Annotated in this window: 15 protein-coding genes; 9 read left to right on the top strand and 6 right to left on the bottom strand. The window is 61.4% G+C overall.

Annotation, left to right across the window (positions count from 1 at the left end; translation table 11 throughout):
• Positions 1 to 7 precede the first annotated feature (7 nt).
• The 6 genes from AC07E3_RS06500 (at position 8) to AC07E3_RS06525 (ending at position 11,730) form a co-directional block, all read left to right on the top strand.
• A complete protein-coding gene (locus AC07E3_RS06500) occupies positions 8 to 5,914 on the top strand; it encodes a beta strand repeat-containing protein (protein ID WP_478360722.1) in 5,907 nt (1,968 codons plus the stop codon).
• Between the two features lie 219 nt (positions 5,915 to 6,133).
• Positions 6,134 to 6,490 (top strand): hypothetical protein, encoded by a 357-nt coding sequence (locus AC07E3_RS06505; protein ID WP_478360724.1) that lies wholly within the window; start codon positions 6,134 to 6,136, stop codon positions 6,488 to 6,490.
• 21 nt (positions 6,491 to 6,511) lie between these two features.
• Positions 6,512 to 7,684: an ABC transporter substrate-binding protein gene (locus AC07E3_RS06510; RefSeq protein WP_478360726.1), complete on the top strand. Its 1,173-nt coding sequence runs from the start codon at positions 6,512 to 6,514 to the stop codon at positions 7,682 to 7,684.
• Positions 7,685 to 8,073: 389 nt separating this feature from the next.
• Complete coding sequence (locus AC07E3_RS06515; protein ID WP_007006851.1) at positions 8,074 to 8,553, top strand: (2Fe-2S)-binding protein; 480 nt, start codon at positions 8,074 to 8,076, stop codon at positions 8,551 to 8,553.
• Between the two features lie 13 nt (positions 8,554 to 8,566).
• The gene (locus AC07E3_RS06520) at positions 8,567 to 10,930 is read left to right on the top strand and encodes a xanthine dehydrogenase family protein molybdopterin-binding subunit (protein WP_478360729.1); all 2,364 of its coding nucleotides are present in this window, start codon (positions 8,567 to 8,569) and stop codon (positions 10,928 to 10,930) included.
• A gap of 11 nt (positions 10,931 to 10,941) precedes the next feature.
• A complete protein-coding gene (locus AC07E3_RS06525; RefSeq protein WP_478360731.1) occupies positions 10,942 to 11,730 on the top strand; it encodes an FAD binding domain-containing protein in 789 nt (262 codons plus the stop codon).
• Between the two features lie 78 nt (positions 11,731 to 11,808).
• Here the strand turns inward: AC07E3_RS06525 and AC07E3_RS06530 are convergent, their stop codons facing one another.
• The 5 genes from AC07E3_RS06530 to AC07E3_RS06550 all read right to left on the bottom strand — a co-directional run bounded on the left by AC07E3_RS06530 (position 11,809) and on the right by AC07E3_RS06550 (position 16,690).
• Positions 11,809 to 12,999: a M20 metallopeptidase family protein gene (locus AC07E3_RS06530; protein WP_322339784.1), complete on the bottom strand. Its 1,191-nt coding sequence runs from the start codon at positions 12,997 to 12,999 to the stop codon at positions 11,809 to 11,811.
• 83 nt (positions 13,000 to 13,082) lie between these two features.
• On the bottom strand, positions 13,083 to 14,033 hold the full coding sequence (locus AC07E3_RS06535) for a TRAP transporter substrate-binding protein (RefSeq protein WP_065816497.1): 951 nt from the start codon (positions 14,031 to 14,033) through the stop codon (positions 13,083 to 13,085).
• Positions 14,030 to 14,860: a creatininase family protein gene (locus AC07E3_RS06540; protein ID WP_223004755.1), complete on the bottom strand. Its 831-nt coding sequence runs from the start codon at positions 14,858 to 14,860 to the stop codon at positions 14,030 to 14,032. The genes AC07E3_RS06535 and AC07E3_RS06540 overlap by 4 nt, the downstream gene beginning before the upstream one ends.
• A gap of 30 nt (positions 14,861 to 14,890) precedes the next feature.
• Positions 14,891 to 16,168 carry a TRAP transporter large permease gene (locus AC07E3_RS06545; RefSeq protein WP_065816495.1) on the bottom strand — a complete coding sequence of 426 codons (1,278 nt, stop codon included), beginning with the start codon at positions 16,166 to 16,168 and terminating at the stop codon, positions 14,891 to 14,893.
• A 15-nt stretch (positions 16,169 to 16,183) separates the two neighbouring features.
• Positions 16,184 to 16,690: a TRAP transporter small permease gene (locus tag AC07E3_RS06550; RefSeq protein WP_025029583.1), complete on the bottom strand. Its 507-nt coding sequence runs from the start codon at positions 16,688 to 16,690 to the stop codon at positions 16,184 to 16,186.
• Between the two features lie 108 nt (positions 16,691 to 16,798).
• Here AC07E3_RS06550 and AC07E3_RS06555 point away from each other — a divergent pair, with 108 nt between their 5' ends.
• Positions 16,799 to 17,710: a LysR family transcriptional regulator gene (locus AC07E3_RS06555; RefSeq protein ID WP_478360735.1), complete on the top strand. Its 912-nt coding sequence runs from the start codon at positions 16,799 to 16,801 to the stop codon at positions 17,708 to 17,710.
• Between the two features lie 16 nt (positions 17,711 to 17,726).
• Here the strand turns inward: AC07E3_RS06555 and AC07E3_RS06560 are convergent, their stop codons facing one another.
• Positions 17,727 to 18,950, bottom strand: coding sequence for a GGDEF domain-containing protein (locus AC07E3_RS06560; protein WP_336067410.1), 1,224 nt, complete (start codon positions 18,948 to 18,950; stop codon positions 17,727 to 17,729).
• Between the two features lie 237 nt (positions 18,951 to 19,187).
• On the opposite strand from AC07E3_RS06560, the gene AC07E3_RS06565 reads away from it, so the two are divergent.
• Together AC07E3_RS06565 and AC07E3_RS06570 are read left to right on the top strand one after the other, a co-directional pair.
• Complete coding sequence (locus AC07E3_RS06565; protein WP_336067407.1) at positions 19,188 to 19,931, top strand: sulfite exporter TauE/SafE family protein; 744 nt, start codon at positions 19,188 to 19,190, stop codon at positions 19,929 to 19,931.
• A gap of 204 nt (positions 19,932 to 20,135) precedes the next feature.
• Entirely contained in the window at positions 20,136 to 20,345 is a 210-nt protein-coding gene (locus tag AC07E3_RS06570; protein ID WP_336067404.1) for a cold-shock protein, read from the top strand.
• The last annotated feature ends 98 nt before the right edge of the window (positions 20,346 to 20,443 follow it).

The raw sequence follows: 20,443 nt of genomic DNA on the forward strand, positions 1-20,443 counted from the left end.
GGGCAATGTGATCACGGATGCTGAGGGCGATGGCGGGGCCGACACGGTCGGTGCGGACGATGCCTCTGTCGTCGGCGTTGCCGTCGGCAACACGGGTGCGGATCTGGACAATGTGGCCACGGTCGGCGCGGTGATCCAGGGCACCTATGGCAAGCTGACGCTGAACGCGGACGGCTCCTACAGCTACACCCGCGATGCCGGCACGGCCGGCGGCGTGTCGGATGTGTTCACCTACACGCTGAAGGATGGCGACGGCGACCTCGCGCACACGACGCTGACGATCGACATCGGCAATGCGCCGCCCGAGATCAGCAACCTTACGCCGAAGGCGGATGGTGGCGATGTGGTGGTTGACGAGGACGATCTTGCGGCGGGCCGCGGCGGCGGCAAGCCGGCCGGTTCGGATGGCAGCGAGAGCACCACGCAGTCGGGCACGTTCACGATCAGCTCGCCCGATGGGATCGCGTCGCTGACGATCGGCGGCCAGAGCTTCATCACCAATGGCGTGTTCACGGCGGGTTCGGTGACAACCGGCCTCGGCAACACGCTCAATGTGACGGGCTATGACGCTGGCACGGGCGTTGTGAGCTACAGCTACACGCTTGTCGACAACGAGACGCATGGCGCGGGCGCAGGCGAGAACGACCTGTTCGAGGATTTTGCGGTTGTGCTGACCGATCAGGACGGCCAGAGCGCCAATGATGTCCTGTCGGTGAAGATCGTCGATGACGTCCCCGAGGCCATGGCCGACACGGACAGCACCATCGAAGGCGGCATCGCGGACGGCAATGTCCTGACAGGCTCGGGCGGTTCGGACGCGAATGCGACGGATGGTGTCGCCGACATTCAGGGTGCGGACGGCGCGACGGTAACGTCCATCGTGGCCACCACGGCGGGCGGCAGCGCAACGAATGTGGGCACCAACACCGTGATCAACGGCCAGTACGGCACGCTTACGATCTCCTCCGACGGCTCCTACAGCTACCAGTCCACGCCGGGCGCTGTTGCGAGCGGTACCGTTCAGGACGTCTTCACTTACACGATCACCGATGCCGACGGCGATCCGTCGACAACGACGCTGACGATCAATGTCAACGACAGTGGTCTGGCGACGCCCGACTACACGGTCACGGTGAATGAAGCGGCGCTGGATCTCAACAAGGACGGTGACGATCTTGTCCCGGGAACGGTGACGGGCTCGCTGCCGGGCTCCACGGACGAGACCTCAGGCGGCACGGCCTCGGCGACCGGTGGCACCGGGCCTTACACCTACGCCCTGCAGACCGGCGGCAATGCGGTGACGGCAGGCACCTATGGTTCGATCCAGGTCAACAGCGACGGCACCTATACCTACACGCTGAGTTCGAACTATCTGAACGCGACCGCTGACGACGGGGTTCAGACCATCAGCGGAGCAGAAAGCTTCACCTATGTTGCCACTGATGCATTCGGCAACACCACGACCGGGACGATCTCCATCGACATCATCGACGATGTGCCGAAGGCCGAGGCTGCAGCTGGCGAGACAGCATCGGTTGTGCTCGATGAATCCGATGGCAGCGGCTCTGGCACGGACGGGATCAACCCCGGTCAGATTCAGGCGGGTGTCATCCAGAGCCTGTTCGCCACTCCGGATTTCGGGGCAGATGGCGCCGGCTCCGTGGCCTATTCGCTCTCCGCGACCGACAATGCGCTGACCGGCCTTTGGCTGACAGGCCAGTCGGGTGCGGCGAACGAGATCAGGCTCGTGAAGGTCTCCGACACCGTCTACGAAGGTCGCGCCGGCGGGGCCGGTGGCACGCTCGCCTTCACGATCTCCATCAATGGCTCGACGGGCGCGGTCACGGTGACGCAGCACGAGACGCTCGAACACACTGTCGATGGCGGCCCGGGTGCTGCGCACGACGATGCGCTCTTCCTCGGTGGTGCAGCAGCCATTTCCGTTGTCCAGACGGTGACGGATGCCGATGGCGACACGGCCACGGCGACAAGCGCCAGTGCGCTTTCGATCCGGTTCGATGACGATGGGCCGACGGTTATCGTCCCCGAAGATGCGGTTCTGAGCAACTCGGCCGGGACACCACAGGTCTTCGACCTGGATTTGGACGGGTCGGTCATCGACAATTACGGGGCCGATGGTGCTGGCACGGTGCGGTTCACGGTCACCGAGGGGCAGGACAGTGGCTTGACCTCAGGGGGGCAGCCCATCACCTACCATCTCTCGGGAGACGGGACGGTTCTGACCGGCAAGATCGGCGGCGCCGGCGGAACCACCGTTTTCACGGTCACGCTTGACCCGGCAAACGGCACCTACTCGGTCGATATGGATGGAACCGTCGACGCGTTCACGCAGGTCGACTTCGATCCGGGAATCTACGATTTCGTGGGCGGGAACGATCCATGGGCGGGATTCGTGCCCAATGGTCAGGATGGAAACGCACCGGGCGGTTCGCCTGTCGACGACAATTCCCGCGACCTGTTGCTGACACCGATCGGCGCCAGTGGCAAATCGATCAATGGCAATGCCATATCGGCTGGCGTTGGTGGCGGTGGCAGTGGCCAGAATATAGGCACCGGGGAGGGGATTCGACTGGACTTTGTTCACGACCTGACCGGCAACCCGGCAGGTACGCCAGCGAATTATCAGGGGAACCCCGCCCAGCGGGATCACCTCTTCGACGGTCACTATACGGTGAACGGTGCCGCGGTGAGCTTTGGGGATGGTTCGACGAACACCACCATCCGGCTGAGCGCGTTCGACGACCCTGATGGGAACACGGTGGTCGGAGACGGGATTCGCGACAGCATTACCACTATCGTGATCGCCTATGACGGTGAAAACCAGGTCGTTTCATACGATCCTCTTGCAACCTATCCGACCACGGTAAGCGTCGGCAGCCCGGGCGGTTTGCCAGATCGCAGCTACACTGTCGATTTCGTTTTGGTGGGGGGCGCCCGGGTGGCCCATGTCACGGGCATACTCGACAAGCAGGTAACCATCACAAGTTTCACTGCCGATGGCTACAACAGTCTCGAACTGCTCTACATCTCGGGCGACGACTTCGCTCTGACCGGTTTCGGCACTTCAGTGGTCAGCACAGATCCGGTGGATTTCACCCTGCCGATAGAGATTGTTGACGGCGATGGCGACACCGCGCCAGCAGAAATCGACGTGACGCTTCAGCCGGATCCCGGCCCGGCCGTCAATGCGTTCAGCGCCGAGGTCAATGAAGCCGGTCTTGCAGGTGGGTCGGAAGAAGGCACGGCAAATACGATGGATGCGGGCACGCTAAGCGTTGCGCTGGCATCCGGCGATACGCTCGATGCTCTCGAGGTCAGCGATGCCGATGGCAACTGGGTCGACGTCACAGGCGGCGGCACAGTGCAAGGCAAGTTCGGCGTGCTGACGGTCACGGCTGATGGCAGCGGTAATTATTCAAGCTCGTATCAGTTGAACCAGAACTCGCTCGATCACAATGTGCACCCTGGCAAGGGCACGCCCGAAGGCGTGGCTGAGCGCTTCAATGTTCGCGCCAGGGACAATGACGGCGATTATTCGTCCGTAGATACGCTGAAGGTCGACGTGCTCGACGATGCACCCGAGGCCATTGCGGACAACGCAAGCCTGACGCTTGGAACAGAGAATTTCAACATCGCCTTCGTTCTCGATTTCAGCGGCAGTGTGGACAATAGCGAACTGGATGCAATGCTCGACGCAGTGAAGGCAGCCGGCCAGTCCTTCTTCGATGGAACCTCGGGCAATGTGCAGATCGAGCTGATTGCCTTCTCATCAAGCGCCAGTGCCGCGGGGCCATTCACCGACTATGCGTCTTTCGCGGCGCAGATCGATGCCTGGAACCCGACAGAAGGCGGTTCTCGCCCCTACAATGGCGGCACCGACTTCACGGCGGCCATCGAAGAAACCATGGATGCCTACACACCTCTTTCGGATCACAACAATCAGGTCTTCTTCCTGAGTGATGGCAATCCGAACGAACAGATCGGGGCTGGCGGCCACTCCCTCTACGGCAGCACGCAGACTGCCTGGAACAACTTCGTCCAGAACAACGACGTGACCGTGCAGACGGTCGGCATCGGCAACAACATCGATGTCGAACAGCTGCAGGATGTCGATGAGGCCGATGGCAGCAACGTGGTCGTGTCGGTTTCGAACTTCGACGAGCTGGTCACCGCCTTGCTCGATCTCACCAATCAGGTGGATGTCTCCGGTAATGTTCTGCTCGGCGATGACAATGCCGCCGGTGGTGGCGACGACGACATCCTTGGTGCGGATGGGGGCCGTATTCTGTCCATCACGGTTGACGGGGTCACCTACACTTATGAGGATGGTCCCGACAAGATATTCAACGATGGCGGCCAGCCCGTCATCAGTGGAGCAAGCCTTGTTGTGGACGGTGCGCTCGGCGGTGAACTTACATTCAACTTCGCGACCGGCGCGTGGAACTATCAGGCCGATGGCGGCACCACGCCCGGAACCGAGAACTTCGACTATGTTCTGGTCGACAACGACGGGGACACCAATGGCGCATCGTTGACGATTGACATTCTGCCGCCTCCGGGCGCAACGGATGACGTGGTGCTGACAAACATCACAGATTACTCGGCAATCGATATCCCGACGGCAGCCCTGCTGCACAATGACCCGGCTCCGGCTCCGACGAGCCCGCTCAGTGTCGACGGGGCTAGCAATCCGCAGAATGGCGGTGTGAGTCTGGCCGGCGATGTCACCTTCACGCCGTCCGGCACGCCGGTTGAGTTCGTGGACGAGGACTTCAGCAGTGGTGTAGGCTCATTCGTCTACCGTGACGCCTATTATCCTGGCACGGGTTCGGAAGCTGATGGTTTCCGCTCCACGTCCGGACCGGCCAGCGGTGGTGCTTTGAAGATCGAGCTTGGCGATGGCGGCAGTACCGACCGTTATAATGTGAATGGTGCGTTTACCCGGACCTTCAGCCTTGCATCGGCAGCGACCGTGACAATTACGTTCGATTACTACGCAATGCTGACTTCCGGAACGGATGTGGGCGAAGATGTCCGCATTCTCGCCGGCATGGATGGCGAAGCATTCGGAGCGGGCGGTATCGTTGATGAACTTCTCGGTAGTTCTGGCAATGGCGGTGGCAACGCCGTAACCGGCTGGAAAACCTTCACCACCACGATTGATCTGTCTGCGGGCGATCACACCCTGGCGCTCGGCGGTCTGTTGACGCAGAAGACGGAGAGCGGCGAATACGCCGATGTCTACTTCGACAATGTCAAGGTCGAGTACTCGCCGGCGCCGTCCTTCGCCAGCGGCGGGTTCGATTACTCGGTTTCCGACGGCAGTGGCTTCACCGACGCTGCCCATGTCAGTGTCGTTGGTGTTGCAGGCAGCACCATCACCGGCACGGACGCCGACGAGGTTCTTGTCGGCAATGACAGCGGTTCGACGCTGCTTGGCATGGGCGGCAATGACTCTCTCGTAGGCGGTGATGCAGCCGATCTTCTGGATGGCGGCGACGGCGACGATCTCCTCATCGGCGGCGAAGGTGCGGACCTGCTTATCGGCGGTGAGGGGCAGAACACCTACGATCTGACCGACACCGACAATGCCGAGGACACGGTGGTGCTCGATCAGTCGGCGCTTGCCGGGCTCGATCCGGACGCGATCATCGGTTTTGGATCGGAAGATGTCGTGGACCTGACAGAGCTTGTCTCAATTGGTCCCGGGGACAATGTCGCCGATTATGTCAGGCTCAACCCCGGGAACTCCACGCAGTTGCAGGTGGATGCCGACGGAACCGCCGGATCTGAAGACTGGGTGACGGTCGCCACGTTCGACGTGCCGCAGACACCTTCCACCATCAAGATCCTCTACGAGGATGACGGCAGTGACAATTCGGGCACGGTCTGAACAGGATGGGGCGATGCGGCCGCTTGTTGGCGGCCGCAGGTTTGATAAGCTGGCAGGAACCGTGTAATTTTCCGGCTAGCGTATTTTGCAGTCAGGTGAATTTACCTGGCGGCCGCATAAGAGCGGAAGAACAGGCAGTTTGATCGCTTCATCAAGTCCTCGAGACGCCGAAGCGATCCAGGGAATACACCATGGGCGGAGAGCGCCGAGGGGGGACCTATGAAAAAGCTGACTTTGGGTTTTGCAGTCATTGCCGGGGCCGTTCTGGCCGGACCGGTGCAGTCCGCCGATCTCTCCACAGGGGGCTATTGCCCGGTGGCGCAGAATGCCAGGCTCCTTTCGATTGAGAGCAACGCTTCGCTCACGGGTGAGGTCATCCGCCTGATGGATGAGGCCGTGGCCGTTGCCGACAGCCCGCAATGGATCAATTCGGGCCGGCCGGCTTTCCTATGGGCATCCGAAGCCAAGGTCGCCTGCGGCAAGGCTTATGGCTATCTGCAATCCGAATACCGCGACGAGGACTATCTGAACAAATGCGAGTGCTTCCATGCCCGCATGGTTCGCTACATGTATTGATTCCGTTGATCCGGCTCCCTGATGAACCTCGCATTCGACACGCGACCTGAGTGTCATGGAAAGTCCCGCTTTTCCGTGAAGCTGGCGCGGTCGCTGGCCCTGTGTGCCGTGCTCGCCCTTGCGGCCTGCCAGTCTTCGGGTGTGGACGACACGCTGAAGGTGGAAGACGCCAGCGTCTCTCCTTCCGCCGCGGGCGTCGAAACGGTCGGCTCCGGCGCGGTGACAATCGGCATGGTGACAAACCTGGCCGGCGCGGCGCGCGCCTCGGAGCGCGATTATCGTGACGGCGCGAAACTTGCTGCCGAGCAGCTCGGCGGCGATCAGGTCACACTCGCCATCTACAACGCCCGCTCCGACGCTGCCGACACGAAGAAGGCGGTCGATACGCTTGTCGAGCGCGGCGCGAAGATCGTTATCGGCCCCTCGCAGGCCGGGTTCCTGAGCGCCCTGCCGTCCGGTGGCGCGAACCCGCCTGTCATGGCGCTGGTTTCGAATGCCGTGCCGCGCAGGCCGGGTGTCTTCGCCTTCCTGTCGGATGAAGTGGACGGCAGCATTGAAGCTGCCGCCTACGCGATCGGGGCCGGGCGCCGGAACCTCGTGATCGTACACGCAGCCGATGCGGACGGTGCCACGCTCGATCGACTGCGCGCCGGCATCAAGGCGAAGGGGGGTAACATTCTCGCAACGCTGCCCGTCGCAGCAAACTCCACCGATGAGCTGGCAGGCAAAGCTGCACAGCTTCAGGCGGCCGAGGCTGTCGTTCTTGCGCCGGGTTTGAAGGCGCCCGGCGCCACATTGGCCGGGCTGCGGGCCACCGGGGCACTGCCGGGCAACACGCTGGTTCTTTCAACGCCCGGGATATCCCCCGGCCCGGCCGTGGCGGGAGTGCTCATGTGCCGTGTCGACCAGTTCGCCGTGGGGGACATCACCCAGAGCTTCCGGACAAAGTATGGTCGGGCAATGACGAAGGACGCTGCCTATGGGTTCGATGCGGCAGCCCTCGCCATCGGCATTGCCCGGGCAAAGGGCGCTGCCGGGTTGACGGCCGGAACGCTGACCGCTCGATCCGGTTTTCGCGGCGTTCTTGGCTCGTTTCGTTTCACCGGCTCCGGTGCGGTCGAGCGCAATTGCTCCATCTACCGGGTGGAAGGCAATGCTTTCAAATTGCAGGATCCGGCGCCCGAAGGTTTCTGATCTTGGTTTCTTCTTCGCCTATACCTGAATAGGCCTTGGCTTTCGCCAAAAACGCCGCTTAAATGATTTCCGGGAGTGAACTGGATAAGGCTTTCGGCTGTCTGGCGCGGTCGCAGGCTTGCGCGGGAGGCGTGGCTTGGCAGTTTCTGTTCTCATTGTCTGCATTGTCGTCGCGCTTGATGCGTGTACGCGGCGCTTCGCCCGGCGTGCGCGCAATCCCGGCTTACCGGCTTTATCAGGCCTTTTCGCGTTGACGCGGTGGCTATCGCGCCGACCTGCGACCGGATTGTCCTGCAGCTTCGCTGATCCATTTGAAGAAGCGGGGCAGATCGAAACCTAGGACGCTGTTCCGCATTCGCGGCAACGAGCCCGAGGCAAGGGAGGAATACATGACCGAAATCTCGATGACGGTGAACGGCAGGGCGGCGCGCGCCTCTGTGCCGGACAATACGCTTTTGGTGGATTTCCTGCGCGAGCATCTACGCCTCACCGGCACGCATGTGGGCTGCGACACCAGCCAGTGCGGGGCCTGTGTGGTTCATGTCAACGGGCGGGCGGTTAAGAGCTGCACCATGCTCGCCGCCTCCGCCGAAGGCGCGGAAGTCACGACGATTGAGGGGCTGGCCAATGGCGAGCTCCATCCCATGCAGGCGGCGTTCAAGGAGAACCACGGCCTGCAATGCGGCTTCTGCACGCCGGGCATGATCATGTCGGCGACCGACATGGTGGCCCGCTACAGGGCGGCCGGCAAGGAGCTGACCGAAGAGGCGATCCGCCACGAGCTGGAAGGCAATATCTGCCGCTGCACCGGCTATCACAACATCGTTCGGGCCATTCAGGATGGCGCGGCGAAGATGGCTGCGAGCTGAGGGAGGAAACGAGATGAGCGAACAAGGCATTGGCGCCCGGGTCCTCCGGAAGGAAGACAAGCGCTTCATCACCGGCAAGGGCCGGTACACCGACGATATCCGCAACGAACGGCAGGCCTATGCCGCATTCGTGCGCAGCCCGCACGCGCACGCAAAGGTCAAGTCCATCGACAGCGCGGAAGCGGAGAAGATGGACGGCGTGATTGCCGTCCTCAACGGCAAGCAACTGACCGACGACGGCATCGGCAATCTCATCTGCGGCTGGGCTGTCAACTCGAAGGACGGCAATCCCATGAACATGGGCGCCTGGTCCGCACTCGCCACCGACAGGGTGCGCTATGTGGGCGATGCGGTCGTCCTCGTCGTGGCCGAAACGCAGACCCAGGCACGCGCTGCCGCAGAAGCCGTGGAGGTCGATTATGAAGAACTCCCGGCCGTCGTACACGCGGTCGATGCGCTGAAAGACGGTGCACCGCAGGTTCATGACAACGCGCCCGGCAACCTGATCTTCGACTGGGGTCTCGGCGAAGAGGCAGCCGTCGACAAGGCACTTGCCGGTGCCGCGCACGTCACGGAGATGAAGATCGTCAACAACCGCCTGTCGCCAAATCCGATGGAACCGCGTTCGGCAATCGCCACCTATGACGAGGCGGAAGACCACTATACGCTCTACACCACCAGCCAGAACCCACACGTTGCGAGACTGGTGCTCTCCGCCTTTTATCAGGTTGCGCCAGAGCACAAGCTGCGCGTCATCGCCCCCGATGTCGGCGGCGGCTTCGGCTCCAAGATCTACATCTACCCTGAAGAGATCGCCTGTCTCTGGGCCTCCATGAAAACCAGGCGTTCGGTCAAATGGACGTCGACGCGGTCAGAGGCTTTCCTCACCGATGCGCATGGCCGCGATCACGTCTCCACGGCCAAGATCGGCTTTGATGCACAAAACCGCATCGTCGGTCTGAAGGTCGACACCATCGCCAATCTCGGCGCCTATATGTCGTTGTTTTCCTCTGCGGTGCCGACCTATCTCTATGCGACTCTGCTCTCGGGCCAGTACGACATCGCCAACATCTACTGCAATGTGCGCACGGTCTACACCAACACCGCGCCCGTCGATGCCTATCGCGGCGCGGGCCGTCCCGAAGCCTGTTTCCTTGTTGAACGCATCATGGAAACGGCCGCGCGCGAACTGGGTGTCGACCCGGCAGAATTGCGCCGCGCGAATTTTATCCGCCAGTTCCCGCATGAGACCCCTGTCATCATGACCTATGATGCGGGCGACTTTGCCGGCAATCTCGATCAGGCGCTGGAGGCGGCCGATTACAAGGGCTTCCCCGCCCGGCGCGCGGAAGCGGCCAAACGTGGAAAGCTGCGCGGCATCGGGCTCGCCTCCTATATCGAGGCCTGCGGCATCGCGCCCTCGGCGGCGGTCGGTTCGCTGGGCGCTGGCGTCGGCCTTTGGGAGAGTGCCGAGGTGCGGGTCAATCCCGTCGGCACAATCGAGGTTCTGACCGGCAGCCACAGCCACGGGCAGGGGCACGAAACCACCTTCGCCCAGGTGGTGGCGGAGCGTTTTGGTCTGCCCATCGACAACATCCAGATCGTCCATGGCGACACCGACAAGGTGCAGTTCGGCATGGGCACCTATGGTTCGCGCTCCGGCCCGGTGGGCATGTCGGCCATCGTCAAGGCGCTCGACAAGGTTGAGGCCAAGGTCAGGAAAATCGCAGCCCACGTACTTGAGGTCTCCGAAGACGATCTCGTCATCGAGAATGGCGAGGTCAAGGTGGCGGGCACCGACCGCGCGATGGCCTGGCACGAGGTTGGCCTTGCGGCCTACACCGCCCACAATCTGCCCGCCGGCATGGAGCCGGGGCTGAAGGAGGGCGCGTTCTACGACCCCGCCAACTTCACCTTCCCCGCCGGCACCTATGTCTGCGAGGTGGAGGTGGACCCCGAAACGGGCGAGACAAAGATCGTCCAGTTCGTTGCGTCCGATGATTTCGGCACCATCATCAACCCGATGATCGTAGAGGGCCAGGTGCACGGCGGCATTGCTCAGGGTGTCGGTCAGGCCATGCTTGAAAACGTGGTCTATGACGACGACGGCCAGCTCCTGTCGGCCAGCTACATGGATTACACCATGCCGCGCGCCGACAATGTGCCGAGCTTCGCCATTCACCACCATTCCACCAAGAGCCCGTCAAACCCGCTCGGCATGAAGGGCTGTGGCGAGGCAGGCGCCATCGGCACACCGCCGGCGGTCATCAACGCCATCACCGATGCGATTGGCAACAACGATCTCCAGATGCCGGCCACGCCGCCGCGCGTCTGGGCCGCATTGCAGGCCGCTTCGGCAAAGATCGCGGCAGAATAGGGAGGCCAGTTATGTATGATGTAACCTATCACCGTGCCGCAAGCGTCGACGATGCGGCGGCTAAATTCTCTGCCGCCTCTGACGGGCAGTTGCTTGCCGGCGGTCAGACCCTGCTTCCCACCATGAAGCACCGGCTCGCGGCGCCTTCGGACCTCATCGACCTGCGCGGCATTGCCGATCTTGTGGGCGTGAAAGTCTCTGGGCGCAAGGTCACCATCGGTGCCATGACCACCCATGCGGCGGTCGCCGAAAATGCCGAACTCGCAAAGGTCTGCCCGGCCATCGCCAAGCTGGCCGGCGGCATCGGCGATCCGGCTGTGCGCCATCAGGGAACCATCGGCGGCTCCATCGCCAACAACGATCCCGCGGCTGACTATCCGGCGGGTCTTCTGGCGCTCGCAGCCACGATCCACACAAACCGGCGCGAGATTGCCGCGGATGATTTCTTCACCGGGCTTTTCTCCACCGCGCTGGATGAGGGGGAGATCATCACCGCCGTCAGCTTCGATGCGCCGGAAGCCTGCGGCTACGCAAAATTCCCCAACCCTGCCTCGCGCTACGCGATGACCGGCGTCTTCGTCTCGAAGGGCGGCGGTGCGGTACGTGTTGCCGTCACAGGGGCAGGATCGGATGGCGTGTTTCGCCATGAAGGGCTGGAACAGGCGCTGTCGAAGGACTGGTCTGCCGCTGCGGTGGACGGGGTGAAAATCTCGGCTGACGGGCTTATGTCCGACATCCATTGCGATGCTGCCTATCGCGCCAATCTAATCCGGGCGATGGCCAAACGCGCGCTCGCCTGAGCGGAAAGCGAAAGCAGCAAAGCCCGGGCGCAACCCGCCCGGGCTTTGTCGTGGGAAGCAGGGGTTGTTGAGCTCGGTTCAGCGCTTCATCAGGTCGATGGCCGCAGCCGCTATGGCCTTTACCGCCGTTGGAATACACGCCTCGTCCAGGTCGAAATCGCTGCGATGCAGCATCGTCTTGCGGTCCTTGAGGCGCGAGCCGATCCTCAGATGCGCGCTCGGCACACGGGTTGAAAACTCCGCGTAATCCTCACTGCCCATGGACCCTTGTGGCAGTTCGATCACCTTGTCGTCGCCGATCATGCCGCGCGCGGTCTCAAGCACGGGGTGCAGGATGTCGGGATCGTTCACCACAGGCGGAACACCGGTCAGGAAGGTCGGTTCGCAGGTCACCCGATGGGTCAGCGCAATGCCTGCGCAGACGCGCTCGATGGCGGCTTTCACCGCCTCGCGCACGGCGGGATTCTGGCTGCGGGTCGTGCCTTCAAGCGTCACACTGTCGGGGATCTGGTTGCGTGCCGATCCGCCCTTGATCGAGCCGATGGTCACCACTGCCGCTTCCAGCGGGGCTATTTCTCGAGCAACAATTGTCTGAAGCGAGGAGACGAGATTGCCGGCAGCAACGATGGGATCGACCGCAAGATGCGGGTGCGCCCCATGGCCCGACTGGCCGGTGATGGTGATGTCGAACGGGTCTGTGGAAGCGAAGGCCGTCTTCGGATGATAGCCGATCGTGCCGCCGTCGATCAGCGGCCAGTTGTGATAGCCGAGCATGATGTCGGGTTCGACCCACTCGAACAGGCCGTCCTCCAGCATGGCGCGCGCGCCGCCCAGCCCTTCCTCTGCCGGCTGAAACACCATCAGAGCCCGGCCCGGCAGAGCGTCTGAAAGGCGTGCCAGCACTTCGCTTACGCCGAGCGCAATGGCCGTGTGTGCGTCGTGCCCACAGGCATGCATCTTGCCCGGATTGCGCGATTTGTAGTCGGGTGAGGCGGTTTCCTCGATGGGCAGCGCGTCCATGTCGCCGCGAATCCCGATCGTCTTGCCATTGCCCTGTCCGATGGTGGCTGCAACACCGGTTTTGCCAATACCGGAGCGATGATCGACACCCAGCCGCGCCAGCTCCTGCATCACCAGAGCCGATGTTTCATATTCCTCGAAGCCCAGCTCCGGGTTGGCGTGGAGCTGCCGACGGATTTCGATCAGGCGCGGCGTGATCTCGGCGGTGATTTCCTCAATGCGCGCGCGCAGATTCTGCTGTTCACTCATGGCTGGGCTGCAGTCCTCGATAGGTAAAAAATGGCCGGCGCAGCCTGTCAGGACCACGCCGGCAGTTGTCGTCAGGGGATCGGCTATTCCTTGCCGATTTCGACGATCTGCTTGTAGATGTCCTCACCCCAGACACCCTTGCCAAGGTTGTCGCGAACGGACTGCGTGGCTTCCATGAAAGGCGTCTTGTCGGGATGGGTGACCGTCACGCCGGCCGCTTCCATCTCGGCGATGTATTTCTTGGTCTGGTCCGGCATCAGCTCGTTGACCTTTGCGGTCGAGGCATCGTTGGCCTTCTGGAGAAGCGCCTGGTCTTCCTCCGAAAGTCCCTGCCAGAACTGATCGCTGATAACCACATAAGCGGGCTTGTTGATGTAATCCACCATCGCCACGCCCTTCTGCACTTCGTAGAATTTCTGAGCATAGATCGTCTCGATCGGGTTTTCCTGCCCGTCGACAATGCCGGTCTGCAAGGCGGTGTAAACCTCAGCGAAGGCCATCGGTGTGGGGTTGGCGCCCAGCGCGCGCAGCGATTCCACATAGTAGTCGCGTTCCGGTGCGCGCAGCTTCAGGCCGCTCAGATCGTCCATGGAGTTGATGACCACATTGGCGCTGATCTGGCGCGGGCTGCGTGGCATGAAACCGAGCATCCGCACCTGACGCTCAGCGGTGAGCCGCTCGTTCCATTCCTTGCCGAAATCCGTATCGAGCACCTTCTTGTAGTTGTCGATGCCGTTCATCAGATAGGGCAGGGCGAGATATTCGATTTCCTTGAGGCCGGGGTCGCCGCTTGCCAGCATCTGCGTCGAGCCGAGCGCCATCTGCGCGTAAACCTCGCGCGGGGTGCCCAACTGGTCGCCCGGGAAAATCGTCACCGTGTGATCGGAGTTTTCCTCCACCACACGCTTGAACTCCTGGGCGCCTTCATACTGTGCCTCGCCCGGCTGGGCCCAGAGCGCATAGCGGATTTCGTCCGCCTGTGCGCTGGCTGTCGCCAGAAGAACGGCGCTGAGTGCGAGTGCTTTCATCTTCATGCTGCATACTCCCCTTTTGATTTCGCTTTTGTGGATGAAGAAACGGACCGCATGTGCTCGACAAAGTCGGAGCAGAACGTCACGAGGTGATCGACGAAACGGGCGCCCTTGTCAGCCGAAGACCGTGAGGCGTCACCGCCGGCGATCCCGTTGGAGCAGTGATCGTCCACATTGACCGGCAGGCCGATCTCCGTGCCCTGAAAGCGCACCGCGGCAAGCCCGGCAGTGGGCAGGTCGATCATCTTTCCGAACTGGGCATCGATCTCCACGGCATCCATGCGGGTAAGGTCCGGGAAAAGGTGCAGATAGACCGAAGTGATCGGGTCGCCGCCATGCGCAAACGCCTTCTTTCCGAACTCGCCATGCACCTCATTCCAGAGGGCATCGGGAATCGAACGCCACAGATTGATGCAGGGGACCAGCACATCATGGTCGCGCCGGACCGCGCGTATGACCTGGTCGATCAACGGGGCATTGCCGCTGTGGCCGTTGACGATCACAAGCTTCGTGAGCCCATGATCGAGAAAATTGTCGAGCATGTCGCGCAGCGTGGCACGGAATGCATCGGCCGAAAGCGCGATGCCGCCCGGCACCGAGCGAAAATATTCCGCATAGCCAAAGGGCATGGTGGGTGCCGCAATGGCCCCGCTTTTCTCCGCCACGCGGCTGGCGATTTCACGGGTCAGCATGAAGTCGCCCATCGGCACCATCGGCCCCTGGATTTCCTGCGAGCCGAGCGGGATGAGGATCACCGGATCTTCGCCCATCCGCTCCTGGAATTCCAGAAATGTCATGTCCTCCAGAAGGTGCTTCTTCGCGGTACTCATTGATGCATGGACTCCAAAGTCATTGAACGCTCAGTTTCCGAACACGAGGTTGGGAAGGAAAAGGCTGATCTGCGGGAACAGAACCAGCAGCACCACCGCCGTGAAAAGCGGGATGTAGAATGGCAGCATCGCCTTCACCATCTGGCCGTGCGATATCTTGGCTATGTCCTGTGCGATGAACATCAGCACACCCACAGGCGGTGTTGCGCCGCCAATGATGAGGCTGAACACCATCAGCACGCCGAAATGCACCGGGTCGATGCCGAATTGCAGGATCACCGGAACGAGGATCGGCGTCAGAACGATCTCGGCAGAGGACGCGACCATGAGAAGCCCGACGCCGAGAAGCATGGCAACAATCACGAAGAGCGCGATCACCGGGTTCTCCGAGATGGTGGAGATGCCATCGGCGATGGCCAGCGGCACCTGCTCACGCACCATGATCCACGAGAAGGCCGAAGCAACGGCGATGATGGATAGAATGCGTGCCGTTCCAAGCGCCGTGTTCTGAATGGCGCCCCAGATGTCGGCACCTTTCACATTGCGGTAAAAAAGGCTGAGCAGAAGGCCGTAAAGCACCGCGACAGCCGCCGCCTCGGTGGGAGAAAAGATGCCGAACAGAATGCCCGCCACAATGATGACCGGGAAGAGAATGGCCGGGCCACCGCCCTTGATGGCGGTCGCCAGCTCCGGCAGTGTCGCCCGCTCGTAGCGCGGGAAGTCACGTTTGCGCGCATAAAAATACGTGAACAGCATCTGCGTGCCGATGATCACGAAGCCCGGCAGGATGCCCGCCAGAAGCAGACGCCCGATAGAGACGTTAGCCAGCGTTCCATAGATCACGAGCGCGACGCTTGGCGGGATCATCGGCCCCACCATGGAGGAGGCAACGGTCACCGCGGCAGAGAAGGGGGCCGGATACCCTTCTTTCTTCATGGCCGGAATGAGCACGGAGCCGAGCGCGGTCGTGTCGGCTGTGGGCGAGCCCGACATGCCGGAGAAGATCAGGCTGGCAAAGATGTTGACCTGCGCCAGACCGCCGTGGATGTGCCCGACCAGAGCCTTCGCCAGCGCGATGATGCGGTCGGTCAGTTTGCACGCATTCATCAACTCGCCGGCCAGGAAGAAGAACGGAATGGCCAGAATGAGAAAGGAGTTGATGGAGGCCGTCATGCGCTGGGTCAGGAGCGCCAGATTGATGTCGGCGAAGAAGAAATACACCATGGACGATGCGCCGATGGCAAAGACCAGCGGCAGCCCCATGAACAGAAGGACCAGAAGCAGTCCGATAATCGAAATGGTCAGCATTATATTGTCCGCGGATCACATGGGGTCTTCATGGCCATAGGCCGGGTCTGTCTGGCGGTGCATCGGACGGACATAGACGATGCGCCCGACGATCCCCGCGATCATCAGGACAGCGCCCACCGTTGCCGCCAGCCGCACGACGCCCGCAGGCAGCGGGAGGGCAGAGAGGTCCTGCATGTTCTCCAGGATCACCAGCTTCACGCTGGTCCAGCCGAGAATGGCGAGAAAGCCGACGGAGATGAGCGCATTGACATAGCGCAGCAGGTTCCGCGCCCTGGGCGGCAGCATCAGGAAGAAGACATCGACGTTCAGATGGCGGCCATCCCAGCAGACGGCGGCCGCGCCGATAAAGGCGATCCAGACGATGAGCAGTTTCGCCAGTTCCTCGCTCCAGACAAGCGGTGCGTTGAAGAAATAACGCAGGATAATCTGCAGCAGCGTCACACCCACCACGACGATGAGCATGAGGCCAACGGCGATCCGCAGCGGTCGTGCGAGATCAATTGGTTTCTGGTCGTTCACGAAGACCCTCCCGGTCCGGTTTCATTTACGGAAGCATGCGCGGATATTGGTTGTCCAATATATTTATGAAGGCTATTTTTCTCTTTTAGATATTAATAAGAGGCAGCGATGCAGTCACTCGGCGCCATAGAATTCCGTCATTTGCGCTATTTCATGCGGGTCGCACAGGAGCTGCACTTCGGCCGGGCGGCGGAGATGCTGGGTGTTTCCCAGGCGCCCCTCAGCCAGCAGATTCGCCAGCTGGAACAGCGGCTTGGCGTTCGCCTGTTCGACCGCACCACCCGCAGTGTGACACTCACGCCCGCCGGCCGCGTTCTCTTCGAGAAGGCGCAGCAGGTGCTGGTGTCGCTGGAGGAGGGCATTCGAGAGACCCAGGCCGCCGGCGGTCTCTCCTCCGGCCGTCTGCGCATCGCCGCCGTCTATGTGGGTCTCTACAATTTCATGTCGAAAGCCATGCGCGAGTTCAACCGACGCAACCCCTCGGTGCTGATCGACATGCAGATCCACACCACGGAAGAACAGCTTGCGCTTTTGAAGGAGCGCAAGGTCGACGTGGCTTTCGTGCGTCCTCCGCGCACGGCCTCCGGCATCGCCTATCGGGAGATTTACCGGGAGGGTTTCGTCGCCGTGCTTCCGGCAGAATCCCACCTTGCCTCCCGCGAGAACCTCGAAGTCGAGGATCTGCGCGATGAAAACTTCATCACCTATTCCTCCATCGTCGGCGTGAGCTATCAGGATGTTGTCCTGCAGCATTGCCGCAAGGCGGGCTTCGTCCCCAGAGTGGTGCAGGAGGTCAGCCACACCATGACGGTCGTCGCCATGGCGTCAGCCGGCATCGGTGTCGGCATCGTCCCGGCCTGGGTTGTCATGACGCCGATGGAGAATGTGGTTTACCGCGAGCTCCCGAAACTGCCCAAGGCCGTCTCGCTGGTTGTCGCCTGGCGCGAAGACAGCATGAATCCCTTCGTGCGCGACTTCGTGAAATGCACGCTCGCCGCCGTCGGCGAAACCGGCCACTGAAACCCGTGCCTGATCCTCAGATGCTTGATGCAGGGCTCCCGGACGGATCGGATCGAAGGGGCTCCGTGCTGCTCCGGCATGAGTCCGCCACGGGGTCGGACAGTACACGATCGCGGCCCGCCTGCTTCGCACGGTAGAGATGGTCGTCGGCCCGCCTGAGAAGCGTTGCAAGATCGTCGTCGGCGTTCTTGTGAACGATGCCGAAACTCGCCGAAAGGCGAACACTCTTCTGGTTGATCGCAAGCGTGCTTGATGAAAGGCCACTGCGCAGACGCTCGGCCAGGTCGCGCGCGCCCTCAATGTCCGTGTGCGGCAGGAGCAGGGCAAATTCCTCACCGCCGATGCGCCCGACGATATCGCTGGAGCGCGCGCAGTTCTGCAGCATGTCTCCGAAGGCTTTCAGGGCGGCGTCACCGACATGGTGGCCATGGGTGTCATTGATCTGCTTGAAGTGATCCAGATCGCAGACGATGAGAGAAAGCGGTGCCCTGCGCCGTGATTTCACATGGCGGTTCGCCTGTTCTTCAAAGCCACGCCGGTTCAGCACGCCCGTCAGAACGTCACGGTCCCGGTCGTGCCGCAGCTCGTCCATTACGTCCGTCAGGATGGTGGCAAGAACGGTCAGTGCGAGTGCCGCGCCCATGACAGAGAGCGAAAGCTGCAATGTCTGCCAGAACAGCGAATCGCCGGGCGCCATGCTCAGCATGGGCAATGAGCCCCCTGCGGTCAGCAGCGTTCTGGGAAAGAACTGCAGGGCGAAGGCAAGCAGCACCCAAAAGAGTATGTGGTCGGCCCTGCCGGCATTGCGGGTTGGCAGGATGCGCAGTGCGACGATGAAGAGAATGGCGCCATAGCTGAAGTTCTGCACGTAAATGCGCGCCAGAAGATTGGGCTGGATATAGGCGAAATACCATAACAGCGCCATGATCGCGCCCAGCAGCAGCACGCTGGCCACGCGGCCAAGCCGTTTGCCGGCGCGTCGTAATATCCCCTCGCTCGCCAGCGCCACGGCGAGCGTGTAGAGAAAGCCGGAGAAAAGCGCGTTCGGGCCGACACCGGAGGGCCATTGCAGGACCTGGGAAAGCATCCCCAGACCGAACAGGGCGCAGGCACCGGCAAGAGTGGCGGAATGCCCGTGACGCCTGTCCACCAACCACACCCATATGAATCCGATTGCAAAGACGAGCATGATCGTCGGACCGATCAAGCCGGTCATGCTGATCACAGGGTTATTCTCCATTGGGGTATCCAGCATGCTACGAAGCGTCTCGCCATGGGCGTGTCGCTCAAAGTCCCTTCATGCCTTCCCTAATGTCAGATTCATAAGAAAGGTTGAAGGGCCGCCGGCGACACAATCCAGTGTGGCTATCAAAACTGTGTGAGCCGGCTGCACCAACCGGCTCTGTTTTGAGGCCATTGGCCGATACAGCGTCGTGGGTTAAGGGAGCCCGGCAGGGTTCTCGAAACTGGAAGGACTATGGAAGAGTATCTGATCCTGGCTGTTGCGGCATTCTTTGCCGGCACGCTCAATACGGTTGCAGGCGGTGGAACGTTTCTCACCTTCCCGGCACTCGTCTATGCCGGCGTTCCGGTTGTCGCAGCCAATGCCACCAGTGCGGTTGCCGTATTCCCTGGTTATCTTGGTGGCGCGCTCGGCTTTCGTTCCGAACTTGCCGCCTTCGAAAGACCCCGCCTCCTGCGCATCGCCGGCCTGACCGCCATCGGCGGACTGGTCGGCTCGCTCCTTCTGCTTGTTTCATCCAATGAGGCGTTCTCGCTGGTGGTCCCGTTTCTGCTCGCTATAGCCACGCTCACCTTCGCCTTCGGCACGAGGATACAGGGTCTTGCCCGCCGTTTCGGAAGTGGCGCGGGCGAGGGCAGGTTCAGCACTGTTCTCGTTTCGATTTATGGAGGCTATTTCAATGGCGGCCTGGGCATCGTCCTGCTTGCGCTGTTCTCGCTCTGGGGCATGCGTGATCTGAACACGATGAACGGGCTGAAAAACGGGCTGTCCTTTATCCTCTCGGCCATTTCCGTTGCCACCTTTGCAATTGCGGGTATCGTTGCCTGGCCGCAGGCGCTGGTGATGATGGTGGCCGCCACAATCGGCGGTTATGCGGGGGCTCCGCTGGCCCGCGCGCTTCCAGCGTCCGTGGTGCGCGCTGTGGTCATTATCGTCGGAACCCTGATGAGCCTGATCTTCCTTGCAAGGTTGTTTTAGGGCTTGCGGCAGAGGGCGGTTTATTTATTCAACCAAGCCTTGCTTTCGACGTAATTCGCATCTATACAGTGCGCTTCGAAATTGCTGTTGAACTTTGTTTTTGCGCTGCCATGCGCCCCTACGATCTTCCCTCAAATTCGAACTTCATGATGCTCGGCAGTTGCCAGCATCAATTCCCTATGACGATTTGAAAAGGAAAATCGTATGACAACTGGTACCGTAAAGTTTTTCAATGCAACCAAAGGTTTTGGTTTCATTGCTCCTGACAATGGCGACAATGACGTTTTCGTCCACATCTCGGCCGTCGAACGCGCCGGTATGCAGAACATCGTGGAAGGCCAGAAGCTGAGCTTCGACGTTGTGCAGGACCGCAAGTCCGGCAAAAGCGCCGCAGATAATCTGCAGGCTGCATAGTTTTCATCTCTGCGACGTGACCACGGATGTACTGGCACGACGCATCGAGATGATCAGGAAGGTCGGGTTAGCGCCCGGCCTTTTTTGTGCCGGATGCT

Source organism: Nitratireductor lacus (genome assembly GCF_056431025.1).

Excerpts from the sequence above, each read along its gene's own strand:
- AC07E3_RS06545 (WP_065816495.1), bottom strand. The coding sequence starts at position 16,168 with ATGCTGACCATTTCGATTATCGGACTGCTTCTGGTCCTTCTGTTCATG.
- AC07E3_RS06535 (WP_065816497.1), bottom strand. The coding sequence starts at position 14,033 with ATGAAGATGAAAGCACTCGCACTCAGCGCCGTTCTTCTGGCGACAGCC.
- AC07E3_RS06510 (WP_478360726.1), top strand. The coding sequence starts at position 6,512 with ATGAACCTCGCATTCGACACGCGACCTGAGTGTCATGGAAAGTCCCGC.
- AC07E3_RS06540 (WP_223004755.1), bottom strand. The coding sequence starts at position 14,860 with ATGAGTACCGCGAAGAAGCACCTTCTGGAGGACATGACATTTCTGGAA.
- AC07E3_RS06570 (WP_336067404.1), top strand. The coding sequence starts at position 20,136 with ATGACAACTGGTACCGTAAAGTTTTTCAATGCAACCAAAGGTTTTGGT.
- AC07E3_RS06530 (WP_322339784.1), bottom strand. The coding sequence starts at position 12,999 with ATGAGTGAACAGCAGAATCTGCGCGCGCGCATTGAGGAAATCACCGCC.
- AC07E3_RS06515 (WP_007006851.1), top strand. The coding sequence starts at position 8,074 with ATGACCGAAATCTCGATGACGGTGAACGGCAGGGCGGCGCGCGCCTCT.
- AC07E3_RS06505 (WP_478360724.1), top strand. The coding sequence starts at position 6,134 with ATGAAAAAGCTGACTTTGGGTTTTGCAGTCATTGCCGGGGCCGTTCTG.
- AC07E3_RS06525 (WP_478360731.1), top strand. The coding sequence starts at position 10,942 with ATGTATGATGTAACCTATCACCGTGCCGCAAGCGTCGACGATGCGGCG.
- AC07E3_RS06520 (WP_478360729.1), top strand. The coding sequence starts at position 8,567 with ATGAGCGAACAAGGCATTGGCGCCCGGGTCCTCCGGAAGGAAGACAAG.
- AC07E3_RS06555 (WP_478360735.1), top strand. The coding sequence starts at position 16,799 with ATGCAGTCACTCGGCGCCATAGAATTCCGTCATTTGCGCTATTTCATG.
- AC07E3_RS06565 (WP_336067407.1), top strand. The coding sequence starts at position 19,188 with ATGGAAGAGTATCTGATCCTGGCTGTTGCGGCATTCTTTGCCGGCACG.
- AC07E3_RS06560 (WP_336067410.1), bottom strand. The coding sequence starts at position 18,950 with ATGGAGAATAACCCTGTGATCAGCATGACCGGCTTGATCGGTCCGACG.